The following is a 17,323-nucleotide window of genomic DNA, read 5'->3' as shown; positions in this document are numbered from 1 at the left end:
TGGGGGGACCGCGCAATGCCCCCAAAACACCACCCCCCACCCACCCCGCCCCCAAACAACCCCCACCCGCCCCCCACACACCACCCCCGCCCCCCCCGCCCCGCGGGGGGGGGCCCGTCGGAGGGACGACCGGACGCGGGGCGCGCGTCCTCCCCGCGCCCCGCGTCCCGGCTGCCGGAACCCCGGCGCCGAGTCAGTGGAAGGTGTGCTCCTCGGCGGGGAACGCCCCGCCGGTGACGTCCTCCGCGAAGGCGCGGGCGGCGTCGCCGAGCGTCTCGCGGAGGTTGGCGTACTGCTTGGTGAAGCGCGGGACCTTGCCGCCGGTGAGACCGGCCATGTCGGTCCACACGAGGACCTGGGCGTCGGTGTGCGGGCCGGCGCCGATGCCGATGGTCGGGATGTGCAGCGAGCGCGTGACCTCGGCGGCCAGCTCCGCCGGGACGAGCTCCAGGACGACGGCGAAGGCGCCCGCGTCCTGGGCCGCCTTGGCGTCGCTGAGCAGCCGGTGCGCGGCCTCGTCGCTGCGGCCCTGGACCCGGTAGCCCATGGTGTTGACGGACTGCGGGGTCAGGCCCAGGTGGGACATGACGGGGATCCCGGCCTGGACGAGCAGCTCGGTCTGCGGCAGCGAACGCTCGCCGCCCTCCAGCTTGACCGCGCCGACGCCCGCGTCCTTGACGAGCCGGGTGGCGTTGCGCAGGGCCTGGACGGGCCCTTCCTGGTACGAGCCGAAGGGGAGGTCGCCGACGACGAGGGCACGCTTGGTGCCCCGGACGACGGCGGCCGACAGGAGGGTCATCTCGTCCATCGTGACGGGCACGGTGGTGTCGTAACCGAGGTGACAGTTGCCCATGGAGTCGCCGACGAGCACGACCGGGATGCCGGCCTCGTCGAAGACGGACGCGGTCATCGCGTCGTAGGCGGTGAGCATGGGCCACTTCTCGCCACGGGTCTTGGCCGCGGCGATGTCGTGGACGGAGATACGGCGCGTGCCCTTGCCTCCGTACAGCGCCTTGCTGCTGTCGGGGGACTGCTTCGGGGCAGGCTGAAGCGTCATGGTGAACGGCTCCTTCGTCATCTCGAGGCGCCCTGACGGCGTCCCCGGACCACATCCATGGTGGCACCTCGCGCGGCGGCGCGGAAAGAGGGCCGGAGTGGTGCTGTTCACACCGCCGTGACGGTCGGGGCGGGCCGCCGACGGGCCGTACCGCGGGGCGTTCGGCCGGGTACGTGCGAATGTGCGCGTTCTGTCACAGCCGCCCGCCCCCGCCCACCTGCAGGAACCCGCCGCGCCGCTGTGTCGTCCCCCGTGGCAGTACGGCAGGGCCGGCATCACCTAGTGTCGACGTCGGGTCACAGAGCAAGGCAGTGAGGACTGAGCAATGGCGCGGGTGGACATGGCGGAGACCGAGAACGGCGGCGCGGGGGACGAGCGCTCCCGGCCCCGGTTCCGGGCGGCGCTCGACCGCTGGCGTGGTGACCGGGGCATCTGGCGCCGCGGGATCCTGCTGGCCGCCTGCGCGGTCCTGCTCGCCCTGCTGATGGTCTTCCACGCCGAGATCCCCAACCGGATCGGCAACCTGGGCAGCCTGACCGAGACCTTCCTGCCGTGGCTGGGCGTGCTCGTGCCGGTACTGCTCGTGGCGGCGCTGCTGCGGCGCTCGGCCACCGCGCTGATCGCCCTGCTCCTGCCGACGGTGGTCTGGCTCAACCTCTTCGGGGGGCTCATCACCGACAAGGCCGGTGCCGGCGGCGACCTCACCGTCGCCACCCACAACGTCAACGCCGACAACCCCGACCCGGAGGGCACCGCCCGGCAGATCGCCGAGTCCGGCGCGGACGTGGTGGCCCTGGAGGAGCTCAAGGGCGACATGGTGCCGGTCTACGAGAGCGGCCTGGCCGGCACGTACAAGTACCACTCCGTGCAGGGCACGGTCGGGCTGTGGAGCAAGTACCCGCTGAGCGATCCGCAGCCGGTGGACATCGGCATGGGCTGGACGCGTGCCATGCGGGCCACCGTCGCCACGCCGAAGGGCGACGCGCGCGTGTACGTGGCCCACCTCCCGTCCGTGCGGGTCAAGATGAACGCCGGCTTCACCGCCAACCAGCGGGACAACAGCGCGAACCTGCTGGGGGAGGCCATCGCCTCCGACCGGCTGGAGCGGATCATCCTGCTCGGCGACCTCAACGGCACCATGAACGACCGCGCCCTCAACGCCGTGACCGCGCAGATGCGCTCCACCCAGGGCGCGTCGGGCGACGGCTTCGGCTTCAGCTGGCCGGCCTCGTTCCCGATGGCCCGGATCGACCAGATCCTGGTGAAGGGCGTGGAGCCGGTCTCCTCGTGGACGCTCCCGGAGACCAGGAGCGACCACCTGCCGATCGCGGCGCGCGTACGGCTCTGACACGCGTACGGCTCTGAACCGGGGGCCGGCCGAAACCCGCTCGTCACCCGGGGGTGGCCGACGGGAACATTTCACCTGAGAGCATTTGTTCAGTCGACGAACTATCTTCTGAAAGGCTCTCCCCATGCCCCTGGCGCTGCTCGCGCTCGCCGTCTCCGCCTTCGGCATCGGCACCACCGAGTTCGTGATGATGGGCCTGCTGCCCAATGTCGCCGACGATCTCGGCACCTCCGTCCCCACCGCGGGACACCTCGTCTCCGCCTACGCGATCGGCGTCGTCGTGGGCGCCCCGCTGCTCACCGCGCTCGGCTCGCGCGTCCCGCGCAAGAAGATGCTGCTCCTGCTGATGGCGCTGTTCGTCGTCGGCAACCTGGCGTCCGCGCTCGCCCCCGGCTTCGGCTGGCTGATCGGCGGCCGCTTCCTGGCCGGGCTCCCGCACGGCGCGTTCTTCGGCGTCGGCGCCGTCGTCGCCGCGCGGCTCGTGCGCGAGGACCGGCAGGCGCGGGCGGTGGCCACGATGTTCCTCGGGCTCACGGTCGCCAACATCCTCGGCGTACCGGCCGCGACCCTGCTCGGCCAGCACCTCGGGTGGCGGGCCACGTTCCTCGTCGTCACCGTCATCGGCCTGCTGGCCATGGTGGCGCTCGCCCGGCTCGTGCCGTACGTCCCCGTCGACGAGCGGCAGAGCCTCGGGCGCGAGGTGCGGGCGCTGGGCCGCCCGCAGGTGCTGCTCGGTCTGCTCACGGCGGTCTTCGGCTTCGCCGGCGTCTTCGCCGTCTACTCCTACCTCGCCTCGATGACCACCGAGGTGATGGGCTTCGGGGAATCCTCCGTCACCCTCGTCCTCGCGCTCTTCGGCATCGGCATGACGGCCGGCGCGCTCGCCGCCGGTCCGCTGACCGACCGGGCGCTGCGGCCGACGCTGTACGGCTCCCTCGGCGCCCTCGCCCTCGTCCTGGTCGCCTTCCGCTTCACGATCCAGGTCCCCTGGCTGGCGCTCGTGACCGTCGTCGTCCTCGGCGCCGTCGGGTTCATGACCACCACCCCGCTCCAGATGCTGGTCATGAACAAGGCCGCGGAGGCGCCGACCCTGGCCTCCGCCTCCAACCACTCCGCCTTCAACCTCGCCAACGCGGGCGGCGCCTGGGCGGGCGGCGCGGCCGTCGCCGCCGGCTGGGGCTGGAGCTCCCCGACGCTCGTCGGCGCGGTCCTCGCCGTCGTCGGCCTGGCGATCGCGGCGGTGGCGGGTCTGCTGGACCGTCCCCGTACGCACGCGGGCGCCTCCCGCGTCGTCGCGGGAGGCGCCCCGGTCGCCGAGGCGGCCGTCAGCGGCTCGGCGTCTCCCGCCAGCGGTTCGTGATCGGCAGCCGGCGGTCCTTGCCGAAGCCCTTCGCCGAGATCTTGGTGCCCGGCGGGTACTGGCGCCGCTTGTACTCCGCCGTGTCGACCATCCGCAGCGTCCGCGTCACCAGCTCCTCGTCGAAGCCGGCCGCGACGATGGCGTCCTTGCCCTGGTCGCGGTCGACGTACATCGCGAGGATCCGGTCCAGGACGTCGTAGTCCGGCAGCGAGTCGGTGTCGACCTGTCCCGGGCGCAGCTCGGCGCTCGGCGGCTTGCTGATCGAGCTCTCCGGGATCGGCGGGGTCATGCCGCGCTCCTCGGCCGCCCGGTTGCGCCAGCGCGCGAGCCGGAACACGGCCGACTTGTACACGTCCTTGATGGGCCCGTACGCACCGACCGAGTCGCCGTAGAGCGTCGAGTACCCCACCGCCAGCTCGGACTTGTTGCCGGGGGCGAGGACGATGTGGCCCTCCTGGTTGGAGATCGCCATCAGCATCGTGCCGCGCAGCCGGGACTGCAGGTTCTCCTCCGCCAGACCCGTGAGCCCGAGCGCGCCCATGTACGCGTCGAACATCGGCTCGATCGACACCGTACGGAAGTTGAGGCCCGTACGCCGGGCCAGCTCGGCGGCGTCGCCGCGCGAGTGGTCCGAGGAGTACTTGGACGGCATCGAGACGCCGTACACGTTCTGCGCGCCCACCGCGTCGCAGGCGATCGCGGCGACCAGCGCCGAGTCGATGCCGCCGGAGAGGCCGACGAGGACCGAGCGGAAGCCGTTCTTCGCGGCGTACGCGCGCAGGCCCACGACCAGCGCCGAGTACACCTCCTCGTCGTCGTCGAGCCGGTCCGCGTAGCCCCCGGTCAGCTCCGGCTCGTACGCCGGCAGCGGCTCCCGCGAGAGCACCACGCGGTCGATCCGCAGCCCGTCGTCCACCACGCCCGTGGGCGCGTCGGGAGAGGCGGCGGGCAGTTCGAGGTCCACGATCACCGTGCCCTCGGAGAACTGCGGGGCGCGCGCGACGACTTCGCCGCTCGCGTCGACGACGATCGAGTCGCCGTCGAAGACCAGCTCGTCCTGGCCGCCGATCATCGCGAGGTAGGCCGTGGTGCAGCCCGCCTCCTGGGCGCGCTTGCGGACCAGTTCGAGCCGGGTGTCGTCCTTCTCCCGTTCGTACGGCGAGGCGTTGATCGACACGAGCAGTCCGGCGCCCGCGCTGCGCGCGGCGGGCACCCGGCCGCCCTCCTGCCACAGGTCCTCGCAGATCGCGAGCGCCACGTCGACGCCGTGCACCCGGACGACGGGCATGGTGTCGCCCTGGACGAAGTAGCGGAACTCGTCGAAGACGCCGTAGTTGGGGAGGTGGTGCTTGGCGAAGCGGAGCACCACCTCGCCGCGGTGCAGCACCGCGGCGGCGTTCTCGGGGGATCCGGCGGGCCGGCCGAGCCGGGGCTCGGCACGGTCCGAACGGTCGAGATAGCCGACGATCACCGGCAGCTCTCCGAAGCCCTCGGCGTCGAGACGCAGGGCCAGCGCCCGCAGCGTCTCCCGTGACGCCTCGACGAAGGACGAGCGCAGCGCCAGGTCCTCGACGGGGTAGCCGGTCAGCACCATCTCGGGGAACGCGACCAGATGCGCGCCCTGCTCGGCGGAGTGCCGGGTCCAGCGGACGACGGCCTCGGCGTTCCCGGCGAGATCGCCGACGGTCGAGTCGATCTGATTCAGAGCGAGGCGTAGTTGAGGCACGCGCCCAGTGTAATCGTCAGACCGACGCTATGTCCTGGTGGCGGCCGGGTCGCCGACGTGTCCCCGGCCACTCCGGGCGGCGCGCCGGCGTCCCCGGGCCCGCGCGCTCCGGTGATCCGGTGGTCCGGGCGCGCCGGCGTCCCCGGGCGTCTCCCGGCGTCCTGTGTGCGCGGAGGCCGGGACCGGCCGCCGCCGACTACTTCGTCGGGCCGACCCAGATCGCTTCCTCGTGGTCGAGGATCGTCGGGCTCAGCTCGACCTGCAGCTCCCCGTCCGCCTTCGCCGGGACCGAGAAGGCGAACTTGGCCTTGGCCTGCTTGCCGGGGAGCACGTTGCCCTGGAACATCTCCGTCGCGTTGCTGCCGTCGAAGACCGGCTCGGCCCGCGAGCCCTCCGCGTCGCTCGCGTCCACCAGGGCGCCGGAGACGTCGAGGGTCTTCTTGCTGCCGTTGACGATCGTGACCGTCACCTGGAAGGCGCTGTTGCCCTTGGTGTGCCCGGCGGCGAACTGGTCGGGCTCGTACGCGCGCGGCGCGGAGACGGTCACCTTGATCCCGTCCTCGTACGCGAAGGTCTGACCGAACTTCAGCGCCGCCGGCGCGGTCTCGGTGGGCTCGGGCTCCGGCGCGTCCCCGGGGGCGGTGTCGGGCGCGGCGGTGGCCTTCTCCTGCTTCTGGATCTCCTTGTCGATCTCGTCCGCGATGTCCTTCACCGCCGTGACGGTGATGATCAGCGACACGACCGAGAGGACGATGGCGATCGCGCCGAGGATGAGGCCCGACAGGGCCACTCCCTTGTTCGTCGCCTCGCCCTTGCGGGCGCGGCCGTGGCCGATGATGCCGAATATCAGGCCCAGGATGCCGAGGATCGCGCCGAGCCAGAAGAAGAACGGGATGACGGCGAAGAGCACACCGACGATGCCGACGACCAGACCGGCGACCCCGAGGCCGTTGCGCGGCTGCTGGAACGGGGGCTGCGGAGGCATCCCGGGCATCCCCGTCGGCGGCGGGCCCCAGGAGTTCTGGCCGGGGGCGTTCGTGGGCGTGGTCATGCGTGTCCTCCGAGTCGACTGAGGGGATGACAGTAAGTCAGCCGATTATGGAGGAGCCACGGATTTTGTGATCAATCGGTGTCCATGAAGCGGACGCCGTCGGCGCGCGCGGCGCCCACGCCCCGCCCACCATGGGGTCATGACGACCAGTGAGCGCCGCGCGAGCGGCACGGACCCACCCCGGCCACCGGGTCGGAGCGGCAGCCGCATAGCATCTCGTACCACTATGTCCACGAGCCGTACGCGACCGGTCGCCGCCGTCCTGCTGGCGCTGGGCGCGCTCGCGTACACGGCCTGGGTACTCGAAGTCGTCGTCCAGACCGGGCTCGACCCCATACAGACCTACGTCTCCGAACTCGCCGCGGCCGACCAGCCGCTCGGCGGGCTGTTCCGGGCCACCGACCTCGTCGCCGGCCTCCTCGTCCTCGCCGGCGCCCTCACCGCCCTCGCGCTCCCCGGCCGCCGCCCCTGGACCGTCACCGGCTGGCTCGCCCTCGCCCTCTTCGGCGCGGCCACCGCCGTCGACTCCCGGCTGCCGCTCAGCTGTACACCCACCGCCGACCCGGAGTGCGCCGCCCGCGAGACCGCAGGACTCGTACCGGCCACCCACACGGCGCACGCCGTCAGCTCCGGTCTCGCCATGACCGGCGCCCTGGCCGCCATGCTCGCCCTGACGTTCGCCGCCCGCCGCCACCGGATCTGGCGGCCCCTCGCCCGCACCGGGCCCCTCGTCGTCGCCCTCGAACTGGCCGCCACCGTCTGGACCCTGGCCGCCGTCGCCGCCTTCGAGGCGGGCAAGGGCACCTTCTCCCTCGGCGCCGGCCAGCGGCTGCAGGTCCTGCTCGTGGCAGTCTGGCTCGCGATACTCGCCGTCTCCGTGTCCAGGGAGAGAGCGTGACCATGTTCGTACGGGTCGGGGGCGTGGCCCACCACGTCGTCGTCGAGGGCGGCGGACCCGTCTGCGTGCTGAGCGCCGGCCTCGGCATGAGCTGGTTCGACTGGGACCCCGTCGTCCCTCTGCTGGCACCGCACCGCACGGTCGTCCGCTTCGACCGCCCCGGTCACGGCCTCTCCGCCCCGGCCGCGGTCCCGCCGAGCGCCGCGGGCGAGGCCCACCGCATCGCGGGGCTGCTCGACGCGCTCGGCCACCCGGAGCCCGTCACCGTCGTCGGCCACTCCATCGCCGGGTTCCACGCGGAGGCGTTCGCCCGGCTCCACCCGGACCGCGCCGCGGGGATCGTGCTCGTCGACTCCTCCGTCGAGGAGCACGCCCGCACCCCCGCCGCGCCCGCCGTGCGCACCGCCGCCGCCCGCGGGTTGGGCACGCTGCTCGCCGCCGTCGGAGCCCCGGCCGCCCTCGGCCCGGCCGTCCGCCGCGCCACCGTACGGCTCTCCCGCGCCACCGGCGGGGACCCGGCGGACGCCGCACTCGTCCGCCGCGTCTACGCCACCTCACGCGTCATGCGCGGCACGCTCCTGGAGAACACCCACTACCGCGCCGTCGCCGCCGAACTCCTCGCGCTGCGCGAGGAGCGGCCGCTGCCGCCGGGCCTCGCCGTCACCGTCCTGGCGGCCCCGGACGGCTCCGCCCGCTGGGCCGGCCGGCAACGCGCGCTGGCCCGGCGGCTCGACGCCCACTACGAGGCGGTCGAGCCGTCGGGCCACCTGATGATGTCGGACCGCCCCGACGTGGTGGCACGGGCGGTGCTGCGCCACGGACCCGGTCAGCGGGACGCGTAGACGCTCGCGCAGAACTCCTTGATCTGCTCGTCGTCCAGGTGCTGCGCCAGATCCGCCTCGCTGATCATGCCCACCAGGCGCTTGTTCTCGATGACCGGGAGCCGTCTGATCTGGTGGCCCGTCATCTCGTGCAGTACCTCGCCCACGTCCGAACCCGCCTCGATCCAGCGCGGGGTGCCGTGCGCCATCTCTCCGCAGGTGACCTTCGACGGGTCGTGGCCCATGGCCACACAGCCGACGACGATGTCGCGGTCCGTGATGATGCCGCACAGCCGCTCGTTCTCGTCGGCGATGGGCAGAGCGCCCACATTGAGGTCGCGCATCAGCTGTGCCGCGCGGTCGAGAGTTTCGTGCCGGGGGATCCACTGGGCCCCGGAGTGCATGATGTCCTTCGCCGTGGTCATGGGGTGCGTACCTCCGTGTGAACGTCGTCGTACGTACGTCCCCGAGCGTCAACCATTGTCCGCGCACGCGGCGGCCCCCGCGACCGCTGGGGTCACGGGGGCCGCCGGGGCCGTGCTCAGTCGCGGGGCTTCGCGCCCCGTGCCTTCAGCAGGTCGACCATGAGCGCGATCTCGGACTCCTGGGCGTCGACCATGCCCTGCGCGAGGTTCCGCTCGATCTCCACGGAGCACTTGTCCACGCAGCCCCGGGCCATGTGGACGCCGCCCTTGTGGTGGTCGGTCATCAGCTGGAGGTAGAGGATCTCGGCGTCCTTGCCGGTGGCCTTCCGCAGCCGGTCCAGCTCGGTCTTCGTCGCCATGCCCGGCATGAGCGCCCCGTCGAGGGGTCCGGTGTCGCCGTGCGCCTCCATGCCCATCCAGGTCATCGGCTCGGTGCCCGACTCGACCTTGGGCAGGCCCCACATGTCCAGCCAGCCCAGCATCATGCCGCGCTGGTTGGCCTGGGTGTTGGCGATGTCGTACGCCAGCCGGCGCACCTCCTCGTCCTGGGTGCGGTCCCGGACGATGAACGACATCTCGACGGCCTGCTGGTGGTGGACCGACATGTCACGGGCGAAGCCCGCGTCCGCCGAGTCCGACACGGGGGTCGCCGGCGCCTCCTCCCGCTCGGCGGAGGCGACCGTGACGGCGCCCCCGGCGAAGAGCAGCGCGAGGACGACGGCGGCGATCGACGCCCCGTGCGTACGGGTCAGCCTCACTGGGTCGCCCCGACACCGCCGGTGCAGGCCGCGCCCGGCTCGGGGGTCTGCGGGCCCTGCACGTACTTGGTGAAGAAGGCGTCGATCCGCGGGTCGCTCGCGCTGTCCACGGCGACCTGCTTGCCCCAGGCGCTGAGCATGATGGCGCCGGCCTGGTCGTCGACCGGGCTCATCAGCGAGTACGGGGTCTTGCCGACCTTCTCGGCCAGCTTCTTCACGTCGGCCTCGGACGCCTTCTTGTTGTACGTGACCCAGACCGCGCCGTGCTCCAGCGAGTGCACGGCGTTCATGTCGGCGATCTTCGACGTGTAGACGTCGCCGTCGCAGTTCTGCCAGACCTGGTCGTGGTCACCGCCGACCGGCGGCTTCATCTCGTAGGCGACCGGGGTGGTCACGTGGTTGCGGCCGAGCTTCTTGGCGTCCCAGCTCTTCTCGTCCTTGATGGGGGCCTTGGCTGCGGCCTCCTGCTGCTCCTTCTTCTCGGACTGCTGGTTGAGCACATAGCCGCCGAAGCCGACGAGGCTGAGGACGACCACGGCGGAGACGCCGATGGTGATGAAGCGGTTGCGGCGCTCGCGGGCCTGCTCGGCGCGGCGCATCTCCTCTATTCGGGCGCGGCGGTCGGCGTTGGCGGAGCGGTTGGCGGCCATGGTGATGTCGTCCTTCTCGGATGTGGGGTGGTGTGGCGGCGTGAGCCGTGCGGAGCGGATGCGGCCCGTCGGCTATGTCCGCAGTACTTGAAGGACGTGCAGGTCCGGCGCGCGGGGCCGCGCGTCGGCGTGGGGCGCCCGGACGGGGTCGTACGACGGTCCGGGGCGCGCGAACCGGCCCTCCGCCTGGGGCGGGGGGTCGAGCGGCGGCGCGGTGAGCACCGCCGGGCTGAGCGAGGGGAACAGGGAGCAGTCGCCGCGGCCGTACGGGCAGACGTACTCGTCGGCACTCGTGGTCCGCTGGTGGTGGGCCTGCGCGCGCTCGTCGTGGGGCACGGCGTCACCGGAACCCGAACAGACGAAGAGCGCGGCGAGGAGCGTCGCCACGGCACTCACCAGTGCCATGGGACGCGCGCGCCGGGACAGGCGTACGAGTGGAGTGCCCCCCATGGGCGGAGATCGTAGTGGCCGGAGCGCCAGGAGGGGACAGGCGGGGGGAACGGACGCGCGGAAACGGGCGGTGCCCCGTTACCTGTGTCACAGCCGAACAGGCACTATGGGTGTGCAACGTGCGCGAAACGATGTGGTGGGATGCTCAGGTGCCCTCCGATGTGCCCGAGGCGGTGGGAACAGGCGGCCTGACCAGCAAAGATGGGTGTGGAAATGGACAAGCAGCAGGAATTCGTGCTCCGGACGCTCGAGGAGCGCGACATCCGGTTCGTGCGGCTGTGGTTCACCGACGTCCTCGGCTTCCTGAAGTCGGTGGCCGTGGCGCCCGCCGAGCTTGAGCAGGCGTTCGACGAGGGCATCGGCTTCGACGGCTCCGCCATCGAGGGCTTCGCCCGCGTATACGAATCCGACATGATCGCCAAGCCGGATCCGGGCACCTTCCAGATCCTGCCGTGGCGCGCGGAGGCCCCGGGCACCGCCCGGATGTTCTGCGACATCCTCATGCCGGACGGCTCCCCGTCCTTCGCGGACCCGCGGTACGTCCTGAAGCGCATCCTGGCCAAGACCTCGGACCTCGGCTTCACCTTCTACACGCACCCCGAGATCGAGTTCTTCCTGCTGAAGGACAAGCCGCTGGACGGCACGAAGCCGACCCCCGCCGACAACTCCGGCTACTTCGACCACACTCCGCAGAACGTGGGCATGGACTTCCGCCGCCAGGCCATCACGATGCTGGAGTCGATGGGCATCTCGGTCGAGTTCTCCCACCACGAGGGCGCCCCGGGCCAGCAGGAGATCGACCTCCGCTACGCCGACGCGCTCTCCACGGCCGACAACATCATGACCTTCCGCCTGGTCATGAAGCAGGTCGCGCTGGAGCAGGGTGTGCAGGCCACCTTCATGCCGAAGCCGTTCTCGGAGTACCCGGGCTCGGGCATGCACACCCACCTCTCCCTCTTCGAGGGCGACCGCAACGCCTTCTACGAGTCGGGCGCGGAGTACCAGCTCTCCAAGGTGGGCCGCTCCTTCATCGCCGGCCTGCTCAGGCACGCCGCCGAGATCTCGGCCGTCACCAACCAGTGGGTCAACTCCTACAAGCGCATCTGGGGCGGCTCGGCCCGCAGCGCGGGCGCGGGCGGCGAGGCCCCCTCGTACATCTGCTGGGGCCACAACAACCGCTCGGCCCTGATCCGCGTCCCGATGTACAAGCCGGGCAAGACGGGCTCGTCCCGCGTCGAGGTCCGCTCGATCGACTCGGGCGCCAACCCCTACCTGACCTACGCGGTCCTGCTCGCGGCGGGCCTCAAGGGCATCGAGGAGGGCTACGAACTCCCGGCCGGAGCGGACGACGACGTCTGGGCGCTCTCGGACGCGGAACGCCGCGCGATGGGGATCGAGCCGCTGCCGCAGAACCTGGGCGAGGCGATCGCCCTGATGGAGAAGAGCGAGCTGGTCGCGGAGACGCTGGGCGAGCACGTCTTCGACTTCTTCCTGCGCAACAAGAAGCAGGAGTGGGAGGAGTACCGCTCCGAGGTCACCGCCTTCGAGCTCCGGAAGAACCTGCCGGTGCTGTAGGCGCAGGTCGGAGGGGGTTTCTCCCCGAAACGACGATCAGGGCCGACGGGTGCGAACCGTCGGCCCTGAGTCGTCTCACCCGGTCCTGGGCCGTCTCTGGGCCGTCGGACGTGGAAACGGTGCCCTCGTACAGGCCATCCACGGCCCGGCGAGTCCGTCCGTCGCTGTTCGGCATGAGGTGCGTGGAGACCCGGAGCGTGAAGCCGGGGTCGCCGTGGCCCGCGTACGTGCTGAGCGCTTTGACGTTCTCGCCGGCGTGACTCCGACGGCCTCGGCTTCGGCTGTGATCGGAAGCTTGGTCAGGCGTCACTGGGACCGGGAGCCCAGCCGGTGTGCTGGGCCCAGGCGTCGGCGCGTCGGATGATGTCCCATACGAAGGCATCTTTTGCCTGGACGTAGCCGGGACGGTCGTTGCGGAATCTGGCTGCGCAGTGCTTCTTGGCTGCCGCGTACTCGTTCGCGGCAGCCGTGTGGCACCGGAGGTAGTCGCGAAACAGTAGGGGGAACTGCTCGGAGAAGCTGCCCGCTTGCCGCACGTGCACGTGGGTCCGGCGCTGACCTGGAGGTTCCCGGAAGTATCGTTTGGTCCGTTCGGGATTGTCCGCCCGGTACACGAGCCCCATCTCTGTCAGCGGGCGCAGGAATGCATCCGTCGCTTCCAACGATGCCACTGAGATCTGGATGTCGATCACCGGCTTGGCCACCAGTCCTGGCACCGAGGTGGACCCGATGTGGTCGATACGAGCCACAGCATCACCGAGGGCGACACGCAGGCACGTGCCCCACTTGGCGAACATGGCTGGCCACGCAGGGTCGTAAGGCACGATCTCGACTGGCTCTCCCATGCTGAGAAGTGTTGCAGGGCTTGCCACAACCGTGATGGGCGGCTGCCGCCGCCTGCACCGCCGCTACGAGCGCAAGGCCGAGCGCTTCCGGGCCTTCGCCGGCATCGCAGTCGCTCTCATCTGCAATCGCAAGCTGGTGGCCTGACGGGCAGCGCCCGGAAATGGGACGATCCACGGCGTGATCGGATGGATGTGCCACACCCCGCGCTGGGTGGTCATTTCGGTTTGTGTGATCGCGGCCGTGCTGCTCTTCGTCGGCGCTTCCGCGCATGTAGCCGACCTTCTCAGCCACGGTCTGCACCCCTACGCCTGGGCGCCAAGCTGGCTCAACCTCTACTGGTCGTCGCTGGCGCTCTTCGACACGCTTGCCGCTGTGTTCCTGATCAGGGGCGAACGCCGAGGAACCGACCTCGCCTGCGCCATCGTGGCGACCGACCTCGCCGCCAACTGGTACGTGGTCTACGGCATCCAGCACAGCAGCTTCGCCGCCCAGCCTGGCCTTCAACGACTGACCGTCTTCGCCGCACTCGTCCTGGGAACGGCACCGTTTGTCCGGCGACACCTCGCCAAATGAGATGACGTCTTAGAGCCCCTAACGGAAACAGAATGCGGTCCTTCAGAAGACTTCACCCATGACCTACGAGTGGCGCCGCTGAACGGCCGCAAGCCGACGCCAGCAGATCAGCGCGCATCCCAGCGTGAGGAAGGCTTCGTGGATGTCGTCGCGTATCTCCCAGCGGATCCGCAGACGGTGGAACCAATGCAGGTGAGCAAACGCGCGCTCCACGACCCACCTTTGGGCACCCAGGCCGGAGCCGTGCCCGGTACCGCGCCGGGCGATCAGCGGCTTGACGCCGAGGCTCCAGACCAGGCGGCGTACGTGTCGTGGTCGTAGCCGCGATCGGCCAACACCACGTCCGGGCCGCGCCGGGGCCGGCCGCGCTTGCCGCGCACAGGCGGCTCGGGTCCGCCCCGTCGGCGGATGGATCAGGAAGGGGCTCAACCTCTCGACGGTGGCGGCGCTCAGGGACGGGTGACGTACGGATCCACTGATCACCGCCCCGAAGGGACCGACCAACCGATGAGGCGCCTACCGCCCGCCCTGACCTGCGGCCTCGCCGCCATGACCCTTGCCTTCGGGCCCGCGCCGGGCCCTTGGGTCACCGAGGAGTTCCCGGCCGGGACCGCCCGGCTGCTCGACGCCGAGCGCATCGACGCCGACACCACCTGGACGGCGGGCTTCCGCAGCTCCGACGAGGGCAAGCAGCGGCTCTTCCGCCCCGTCCTGTTCAGCCGGGAGGACTCCTCGCACCGCTGGAAGCGGATACCCACCCCGCTGGACGACACCCGGACCCGCATCAACGCGATCGGCGCGAGCCCCGAGGGCGACGCGTGGCTGGTGGGCGATGCCGACGAGGGCACACGCACGATCCACACCGCGCACCGAGACGACACCGGCTGGAAGCTCGCGCCCGCGCCCCTCCCCGAGTCCGCGCTGAGCGGCGGCTTCCTGGGGGTGGACGCCGTGGACCGGGACGATGCGTGGGCGGTCGGCTGGACCCAGCCCGAGGGCCCGCTCTTCACCTTCCACGGGCTGATCGAGCGCTGGGACGGCGTGGCATGGCGGCAGGTGGCGCCACCCGCGCTCGGCACCGACTACTGGTCGCTGTGGGACATCACGGCGATCGCCCCGGACGACGTGTGGGCCGCCGGCGCCATCGGCACGCCGGAAGGACTCCGCCCTCTGCTGCTGCACTACGACGGCACGTCCTGGTCCCGGCGGTCCGCACCCGAACTCGATTCCCTGGCAGCGGAGTTCACCGCGCTCGCCTCGAACGGACCGAGCGACGTATGGGCCGTCGGCCGCGTCGAGCGCGGAGCGGACGGCAGGGACCACGGGCTGGTCGCACACTTCGACGGCACCCGGTGGAGCGTGGTCGACGCCCCCGTCGGTCAGGGGCGGCTCTACGGCGTGACCGTCGCACGCGACGCGGTCGCCGTGGTGGGGGACCAGAACGGAACCAAGCCCATCGGGGCGCGACTGCGGCACGGCCGCTGGCAGGCGCTGCGTCTCCCTGTGGTGGGCACCCAGGGCACGGCGGCCGCCGACGTCGTCACCACGGGCCGTGCCCTCACCGTCGTCGGCGTGGCAACGGACGCTCCGGCCGCCGGGGAGGGGGACTCCGAGACGCGCCCCTTCGCGATCAGGGGATTCTGAGCCACCGCCCCGTTCCCGGGCGACAGCCGACGAACGGCCCGGGACGAGTGTCGGCGCCGGACCCCGGGGCTGTGCGATGGTGGTCGGGTGACCAGCTTGGAGGATCTCGTTCGGCTGCGCCGGGCCCGTGACCTGATGGATCGCGACTACGCGGAGCCGTTGGACGTGGAGGCGTTGGCGCGGGTCGCGCTCATGTCGGCGGGGCACTTCTCCCGGAGCTTCCGGGCCGCCTTCGGGGAGACCCCGTACAGCTACCTCATGACCCGCCGGATCGAGCGCGCCAAGGCGCTGCTGCGGCGCGGGGACCTGTCCGTGACGGAGGTCTGCTTCGAGGTCGGCTGTACGTCGCTGGGGTCGTTCAGCTCGCGGTTCACCGAGCTCGTCGGCGAGAGCCCCAGCGCCTACCGGGCCCGCGACCACGGGGACGGCGCCGCCATCCCCGCCTGCATCGCCAAGATCCACACGCGACCGGTCAGGAACGGAGAAGCGAAAGCCGACCCCCGCTCGTAGCGTGAACGCATGGACATCACACTCTCGCAGTGCTTCATCGCCGTCGACGACCACGACAAGGCGCTCGCCTTCTACCGGGACGCCCTCGGTCTGGAGGTGCGCAACGACGTCGGGTTCGAGGGGATGCGCTGGGTGACGCTCGGCGCCCCCTCGCAGCCCGACGTGGACATCGTCCTCGAACCGCCCCTCGCCGACCCGAACGCCTCGCCCGCCGACCGGGAGGCCATGGCGGAACTCCTCGCCAAGGGCCTGCTGCGCGGCGTCATCTTCCGCACCGCCGACGTCGACGCCACCTTCGAACGCGTCCGCGCCGCGGGCGGCGAGGTCCTCCAGGAGCCGGTCGACCAGCCGTACGGCGTCCGCGACTGCGCCTTCCGCGACCCCTCGGGGAACATGCTGCGCTTCAGCCAGCCCCGCGGGCGGTGACCCCGTCCGCGCGGTGTCCTGATTCGCGCTGTTGACGGTCCGTCGGGGACGGCCGGACACTGCCCCGATGAAGATCACCTCGTTCGTCACAGGACGTCTGGTGCTGCACCCGCTCACCGTCGCCGAGGCCGAGCGGATCGCCGCACTGGCGCCCGCCCCGGAGGACCACTGGGCGCCCGGGTACCCGGCCGAAGGCGACGTCGCCGGGGCACGCGGATTCCTCGGTGTGTGCGCCGCTCAGGGGGATCCGGGCGTGTTCGGGGCGTACGAGATACGGCGGCGGACGGACGGGGCCGCCGTGGGCGGGATCGGCTTCCACGGCCGGCCGGACGACGAGCGTTTCGTGACCGTCGGGTACGGGCTGGTCCCGGCGGTACGGGGGCTCGGGTACGCCACCGAGGCGCTGCGGGCCCTGCTCGAACTGGCCCGGGAGCAGGGCGTCGCCGGCGCGAGGGGAGACGCCGATCTCGCGAACGTCGCCTCCCAGCGGGTGATGGAGGCGGCCGGGATGCGGTACGCGGGGGAGGACGAGCGGGTGCGGTACTACCGGATGGACTTCACGCCGGTGGCCTGAGTGCGGGGCCGTGGAGTCCTCCGGCGGTCGACGGACCGACCAGCCGTGGTCGCGCCCGCACGGACCGGCCGTGCCCGTCCTTCACGGCGCGCCCGCACGGACCCGCCGTGCCCGTCCCTCTCGGCGCGCCTGCACGGACCGACCGTGCCCGTCCCTCTCGGCGCGCCCGCAGGACTCGCCGTGCCCGTCCCTCTCAGCGTTCCGACAGCTCCGACGGGGCCTCCTGGACCACCCAGCCGTTGCCGTCCGGGTCCTGGAACGACATGAACGAGTTCCACGTCTCGCCCTTGCCCTCCTCCCAGCCCGTCCCGCCGACGTGCCGGACCGGGCTGACGTCCACGCCCCGGTCGACGAGTTCCTTGCGGGCCGCCTCGATGTCGGTGACGCAGAGCTGCAGGCCGTGCAGGGTGCCGGGGGCCATGTTCGTGGTCCCGGGCATCGACGGCATCCCGCTGAGCATCGCGATCGAACAGCGTGAGCCCGGCGGCGTCGCCTGGATGATGCGCATCCCGGGCGCGACCTCGTCGTCGAGGTCGATCTTGAAGCCGCACTTCTCGCCGTAGAACTCCTTCGCACGGTCCATGTCGGTGACCGGGACGGGGACGACTTCGAGCGTCAGGTTCATGCAGCT

19 protein-coding genes and 2 pseudogenes are annotated in these 17,323 nt (G+C 71.5%); 11 read left to right on the top strand and 10 right to left on the bottom strand.

Features of this window, described 5'->3' with window-relative positions; genetic code table 11:
- Positions 1–193 precede the first annotated feature (193 nt).
- A complete protein-coding gene (panB, locus tag AB0D99_RS33340; protein ID WP_362371085.1) occupies positions 194–1,057 on the bottom strand; it encodes a 3-methyl-2-oxobutanoate hydroxymethyltransferase in 864 nt (287 codons plus the stop codon).
- Positions 1,058–1,382: 325 nt separating this feature from the next.
- Here panB and AB0D99_RS33335 point away from each other — a divergent pair, with 325 nt between their 5' ends.
- Together AB0D99_RS33335 and AB0D99_RS33330 are read left to right on the top strand one after the other, a co-directional pair.
- The gene (locus AB0D99_RS33335; RefSeq protein ID WP_362371082.1) at positions 1,383–2,405 is read left to right on the top strand and encodes an endonuclease/exonuclease/phosphatase family protein; all 1,023 of its coding nucleotides are present in this window, start codon (positions 1,383–1,385) and stop codon (positions 2,403–2,405) included.
- 124 nt (positions 2,406–2,529) lie between these two features.
- Entirely contained in the window at positions 2,530–3,765 is a 1,236-nt protein-coding gene (locus tag AB0D99_RS33330) for an MFS transporter (protein ID WP_362371079.1), read from the top strand.
- Here AB0D99_RS33330 and AB0D99_RS33325 read toward each other — a convergent pair.
- Together AB0D99_RS33325 and AB0D99_RS33320 are read right to left on the bottom strand one after the other, a co-directional pair.
- A complete protein-coding gene (locus AB0D99_RS33325) occupies positions 3,731–5,491 on the bottom strand; it encodes an NAD+ synthase (RefSeq protein ID WP_362371076.1) in 1,761 nt (586 codons plus the stop codon). The genes AB0D99_RS33330 and AB0D99_RS33325 overlap by 35 nt on opposite strands.
- Before the next feature lie 196 nt (positions 5,492–5,687).
- Positions 5,688–6,542: a DUF4190 domain-containing protein gene (locus AB0D99_RS33320; protein WP_362371073.1), complete on the bottom strand. Its 855-nt coding sequence runs from the start codon at positions 6,540–6,542 to the stop codon at positions 5,688–5,690.
- Between the two features lie 226 nt (positions 6,543–6,768).
- Here AB0D99_RS33320 and AB0D99_RS33315 point away from each other — a divergent pair, with 226 nt between their 5' ends.
- On the top strand, positions 6,769–7,440 hold the full coding sequence (locus AB0D99_RS33315; protein WP_362371070.1) for a DUF998 domain-containing protein: 672 nt from the start codon (positions 6,769–6,771) through the stop codon (positions 7,438–7,440).
- Positions 7,441–7,442: 2 nt separating this feature from the next.
- The gene (locus tag AB0D99_RS33310; RefSeq protein WP_362371091.1) at positions 7,443–8,282 is read left to right on the top strand and encodes an alpha/beta hydrolase; all 840 of its coding nucleotides are present in this window, start codon (positions 7,443–7,445) and stop codon (positions 8,280–8,282) included.
- Here the strand turns inward: AB0D99_RS33310 and AB0D99_RS33305 are convergent.
- The 4 genes from AB0D99_RS33305 to AB0D99_RS33290 form a co-directional block, all read right to left on the bottom strand.
- Positions 8,267–8,686, bottom strand: a complete 420-nt coding sequence (locus AB0D99_RS33305) for a CBS domain-containing protein (RefSeq protein ID WP_362371067.1) — start codon at positions 8,684–8,686, stop codon at positions 8,267–8,269. The genes AB0D99_RS33310 and AB0D99_RS33305 overlap by 16 nt on opposite strands.
- Before the next feature lie 116 nt (positions 8,687–8,802).
- The gene (locus tag AB0D99_RS33300; RefSeq protein ID WP_362371064.1) at positions 8,803–9,444 is read right to left on the bottom strand and encodes a DUF305 domain-containing protein; all 642 of its coding nucleotides are present in this window, start codon (positions 9,442–9,444) and stop codon (positions 8,803–8,805) included.
- The gene (locus tag AB0D99_RS33295) at positions 9,441–10,094 is read right to left on the bottom strand and encodes a DUF3105 domain-containing protein (protein ID WP_362371061.1); all 654 of its coding nucleotides are present in this window, start codon (positions 10,092–10,094) and stop codon (positions 9,441–9,443) included. Before AB0D99_RS33295 ends, AB0D99_RS33300 begins: the two co-directional genes overlap by 4 nt.
- A gap of 72 nt (positions 10,095–10,166) precedes the next feature.
- A complete protein-coding gene (locus AB0D99_RS33290) occupies positions 10,167–10,544 on the bottom strand; it encodes a hypothetical protein (protein WP_362371058.1) in 378 nt (125 codons plus the stop codon).
- Between the two features lie 213 nt (positions 10,545–10,757).
- On the opposite strand from AB0D99_RS33290, the gene AB0D99_RS33285 reads away from it, so the two are divergent.
- Positions 10,758–12,119, top strand: coding sequence for a glutamine synthetase family protein (locus AB0D99_RS33285; protein WP_362371055.1), 1,362 nt, complete (start codon positions 10,758–10,760; stop codon positions 12,117–12,119).
- Positions 12,120–12,418: 299 nt separating this feature from the next.
- On the opposite strand, the gene AB0D99_RS33280 is transcribed toward AB0D99_RS33285, so the two are convergent.
- A complete protein-coding gene (locus AB0D99_RS33280) occupies positions 12,419–12,964 on the bottom strand; it encodes a GrpB family protein (protein WP_362371052.1) in 546 nt (181 codons plus the stop codon).
- Between the two features lie 40 nt (positions 12,965–13,004).
- Between AB0D99_RS33280 and AB0D99_RS33275 the strand changes: the two are divergent.
- Together AB0D99_RS33275 and AB0D99_RS33270 are read left to right on the top strand one after the other, a co-directional pair.
- A pseudogene (locus AB0D99_RS33275) lies at positions 13,005–13,109 on the top strand (IS5/IS1182 family transposase); the annotation flags it as partial.
- A 33-nt stretch (positions 13,110–13,142) separates the two neighbouring features.
- Complete coding sequence (locus AB0D99_RS33270; RefSeq protein WP_362371048.1) at positions 13,143–13,538, top strand: hypothetical protein; 396 nt, start codon at positions 13,143–13,145, stop codon at positions 13,536–13,538.
- Between the two features lie 63 nt (positions 13,539–13,601).
- Here the strand turns inward: AB0D99_RS33270 and AB0D99_RS33265 are convergent.
- Positions 13,602–13,924, bottom strand: a pseudogene (locus AB0D99_RS33265) (transposase); the annotation flags it as partial.
- 121 nt (positions 13,925–14,045) lie between these two features.
- Between AB0D99_RS33265 and AB0D99_RS33260 the strand changes: the two are divergent.
- From AB0D99_RS33260 to AB0D99_RS33245, 4 genes are all read left to right on the top strand, one after another.
- Complete coding sequence (locus AB0D99_RS33260) at positions 14,046–15,182, top strand: hypothetical protein (protein ID WP_362371045.1); 1,137 nt, start codon at positions 14,046–14,048, stop codon at positions 15,180–15,182.
- 87 nt (positions 15,183–15,269) lie between these two features.
- A complete protein-coding gene (locus AB0D99_RS33255; protein ID WP_362371042.1) occupies positions 15,270–15,692 on the top strand; it encodes a helix-turn-helix transcriptional regulator in 423 nt (140 codons plus the stop codon).
- A 9-nt stretch (positions 15,693–15,701) separates the two neighbouring features.
- Entirely contained in the window at positions 15,702–16,118 is a 417-nt protein-coding gene (locus tag AB0D99_RS33250) for a VOC family protein (RefSeq protein WP_362371039.1), read from the top strand.
- A gap of 73 nt (positions 16,119–16,191) precedes the next feature.
- Complete coding sequence (locus AB0D99_RS33245; RefSeq protein ID WP_362371088.1) at positions 16,192–16,692, top strand: GNAT family N-acetyltransferase; 501 nt, start codon at positions 16,192–16,194, stop codon at positions 16,690–16,692.
- A gap of 193 nt (positions 16,693–16,885) precedes the next feature.
- Here AB0D99_RS33245 and AB0D99_RS33240 read toward each other — a convergent pair whose 3' ends face one another.
- A complete protein-coding gene (locus tag AB0D99_RS33240) occupies positions 16,886–17,317 on the bottom strand; it encodes a VOC family protein (protein WP_362371036.1) in 432 nt (143 codons plus the stop codon).
- Positions 17,318–17,323 lie beyond the last annotated feature (6 nt).

This window comes from Streptomyces sp. NPDC047971, assembly GCF_040653355.1.
Taxonomy (GTDB): Bacteria; Actinomycetota; Actinomycetes; order Streptomycetales; family Streptomycetaceae; genus Streptomyces.
This window is presented reverse-complemented; position numbering and strand designations above follow the sequence as displayed.

Bases quoted from the DNA above. Each gene is read 5' to 3' on its own strand.
- panB (WP_362371085.1), bottom strand. From the start codon at position 1,057: ATGACGCTTCAGCCTGCCCCGAAGCAGTCCCCCGACAGCAGCAAGGCG.
- AB0D99_RS33335 (WP_362371082.1), top strand. From the start codon at position 1,383: ATGGCGCGGGTGGACATGGCGGAGACCGAGAACGGCGGCGCGGGGGAC.
- AB0D99_RS33330 (WP_362371079.1), top strand. From the start codon at position 2,530: ATGCCCCTGGCGCTGCTCGCGCTCGCCGTCTCCGCCTTCGGCATCGGC.
- AB0D99_RS33320 (WP_362371073.1), bottom strand. From the start codon at position 6,542: ATGACCACGCCCACGAACGCCCCCGGCCAGAACTCCTGGGGCCCGCCG.
- AB0D99_RS33315 (WP_362371070.1), top strand. From the start codon at position 6,769: ATGTCCACGAGCCGTACGCGACCGGTCGCCGCCGTCCTGCTGGCGCTG.
- AB0D99_RS33310 (WP_362371091.1), top strand. From the start codon at position 7,443: ATGTTCGTACGGGTCGGGGGCGTGGCCCACCACGTCGTCGTCGAGGGC.
- AB0D99_RS33305 (WP_362371067.1), bottom strand. From the start codon at position 8,686: ATGACCACGGCGAAGGACATCATGCACTCCGGGGCCCAGTGGATCCCC.
- AB0D99_RS33295 (WP_362371061.1), bottom strand. From the start codon at position 10,094: ATGGCCGCCAACCGCTCCGCCAACGCCGACCGCCGCGCCCGAATAGAG.
- AB0D99_RS33290 (WP_362371058.1), bottom strand. From the start codon at position 10,544: ATGGGGGGCACTCCACTCGTACGCCTGTCCCGGCGCGCGCGTCCCATG.
- AB0D99_RS33285 (WP_362371055.1), top strand. From the start codon at position 10,758: ATGGACAAGCAGCAGGAATTCGTGCTCCGGACGCTCGAGGAGCGCGAC.
- AB0D99_RS33280 (WP_362371052.1), bottom strand. From the start codon at position 12,964: ATGGGAGAGCCAGTCGAGATCGTGCCTTACGACCCTGCGTGGCCAGCC.
- AB0D99_RS33260 (WP_362371045.1), top strand. From the start codon at position 14,046: ATGAGGCGCCTACCGCCCGCCCTGACCTGCGGCCTCGCCGCCATGACC.
- AB0D99_RS33250 (WP_362371039.1), top strand. From the start codon at position 15,702: ATGGACATCACACTCTCGCAGTGCTTCATCGCCGTCGACGACCACGAC.
- AB0D99_RS33240 (WP_362371036.1), bottom strand. From the start codon at position 17,317: ATGAACCTGACGCTCGAAGTCGTCCCCGTCCCGGTCACCGACATGGAC.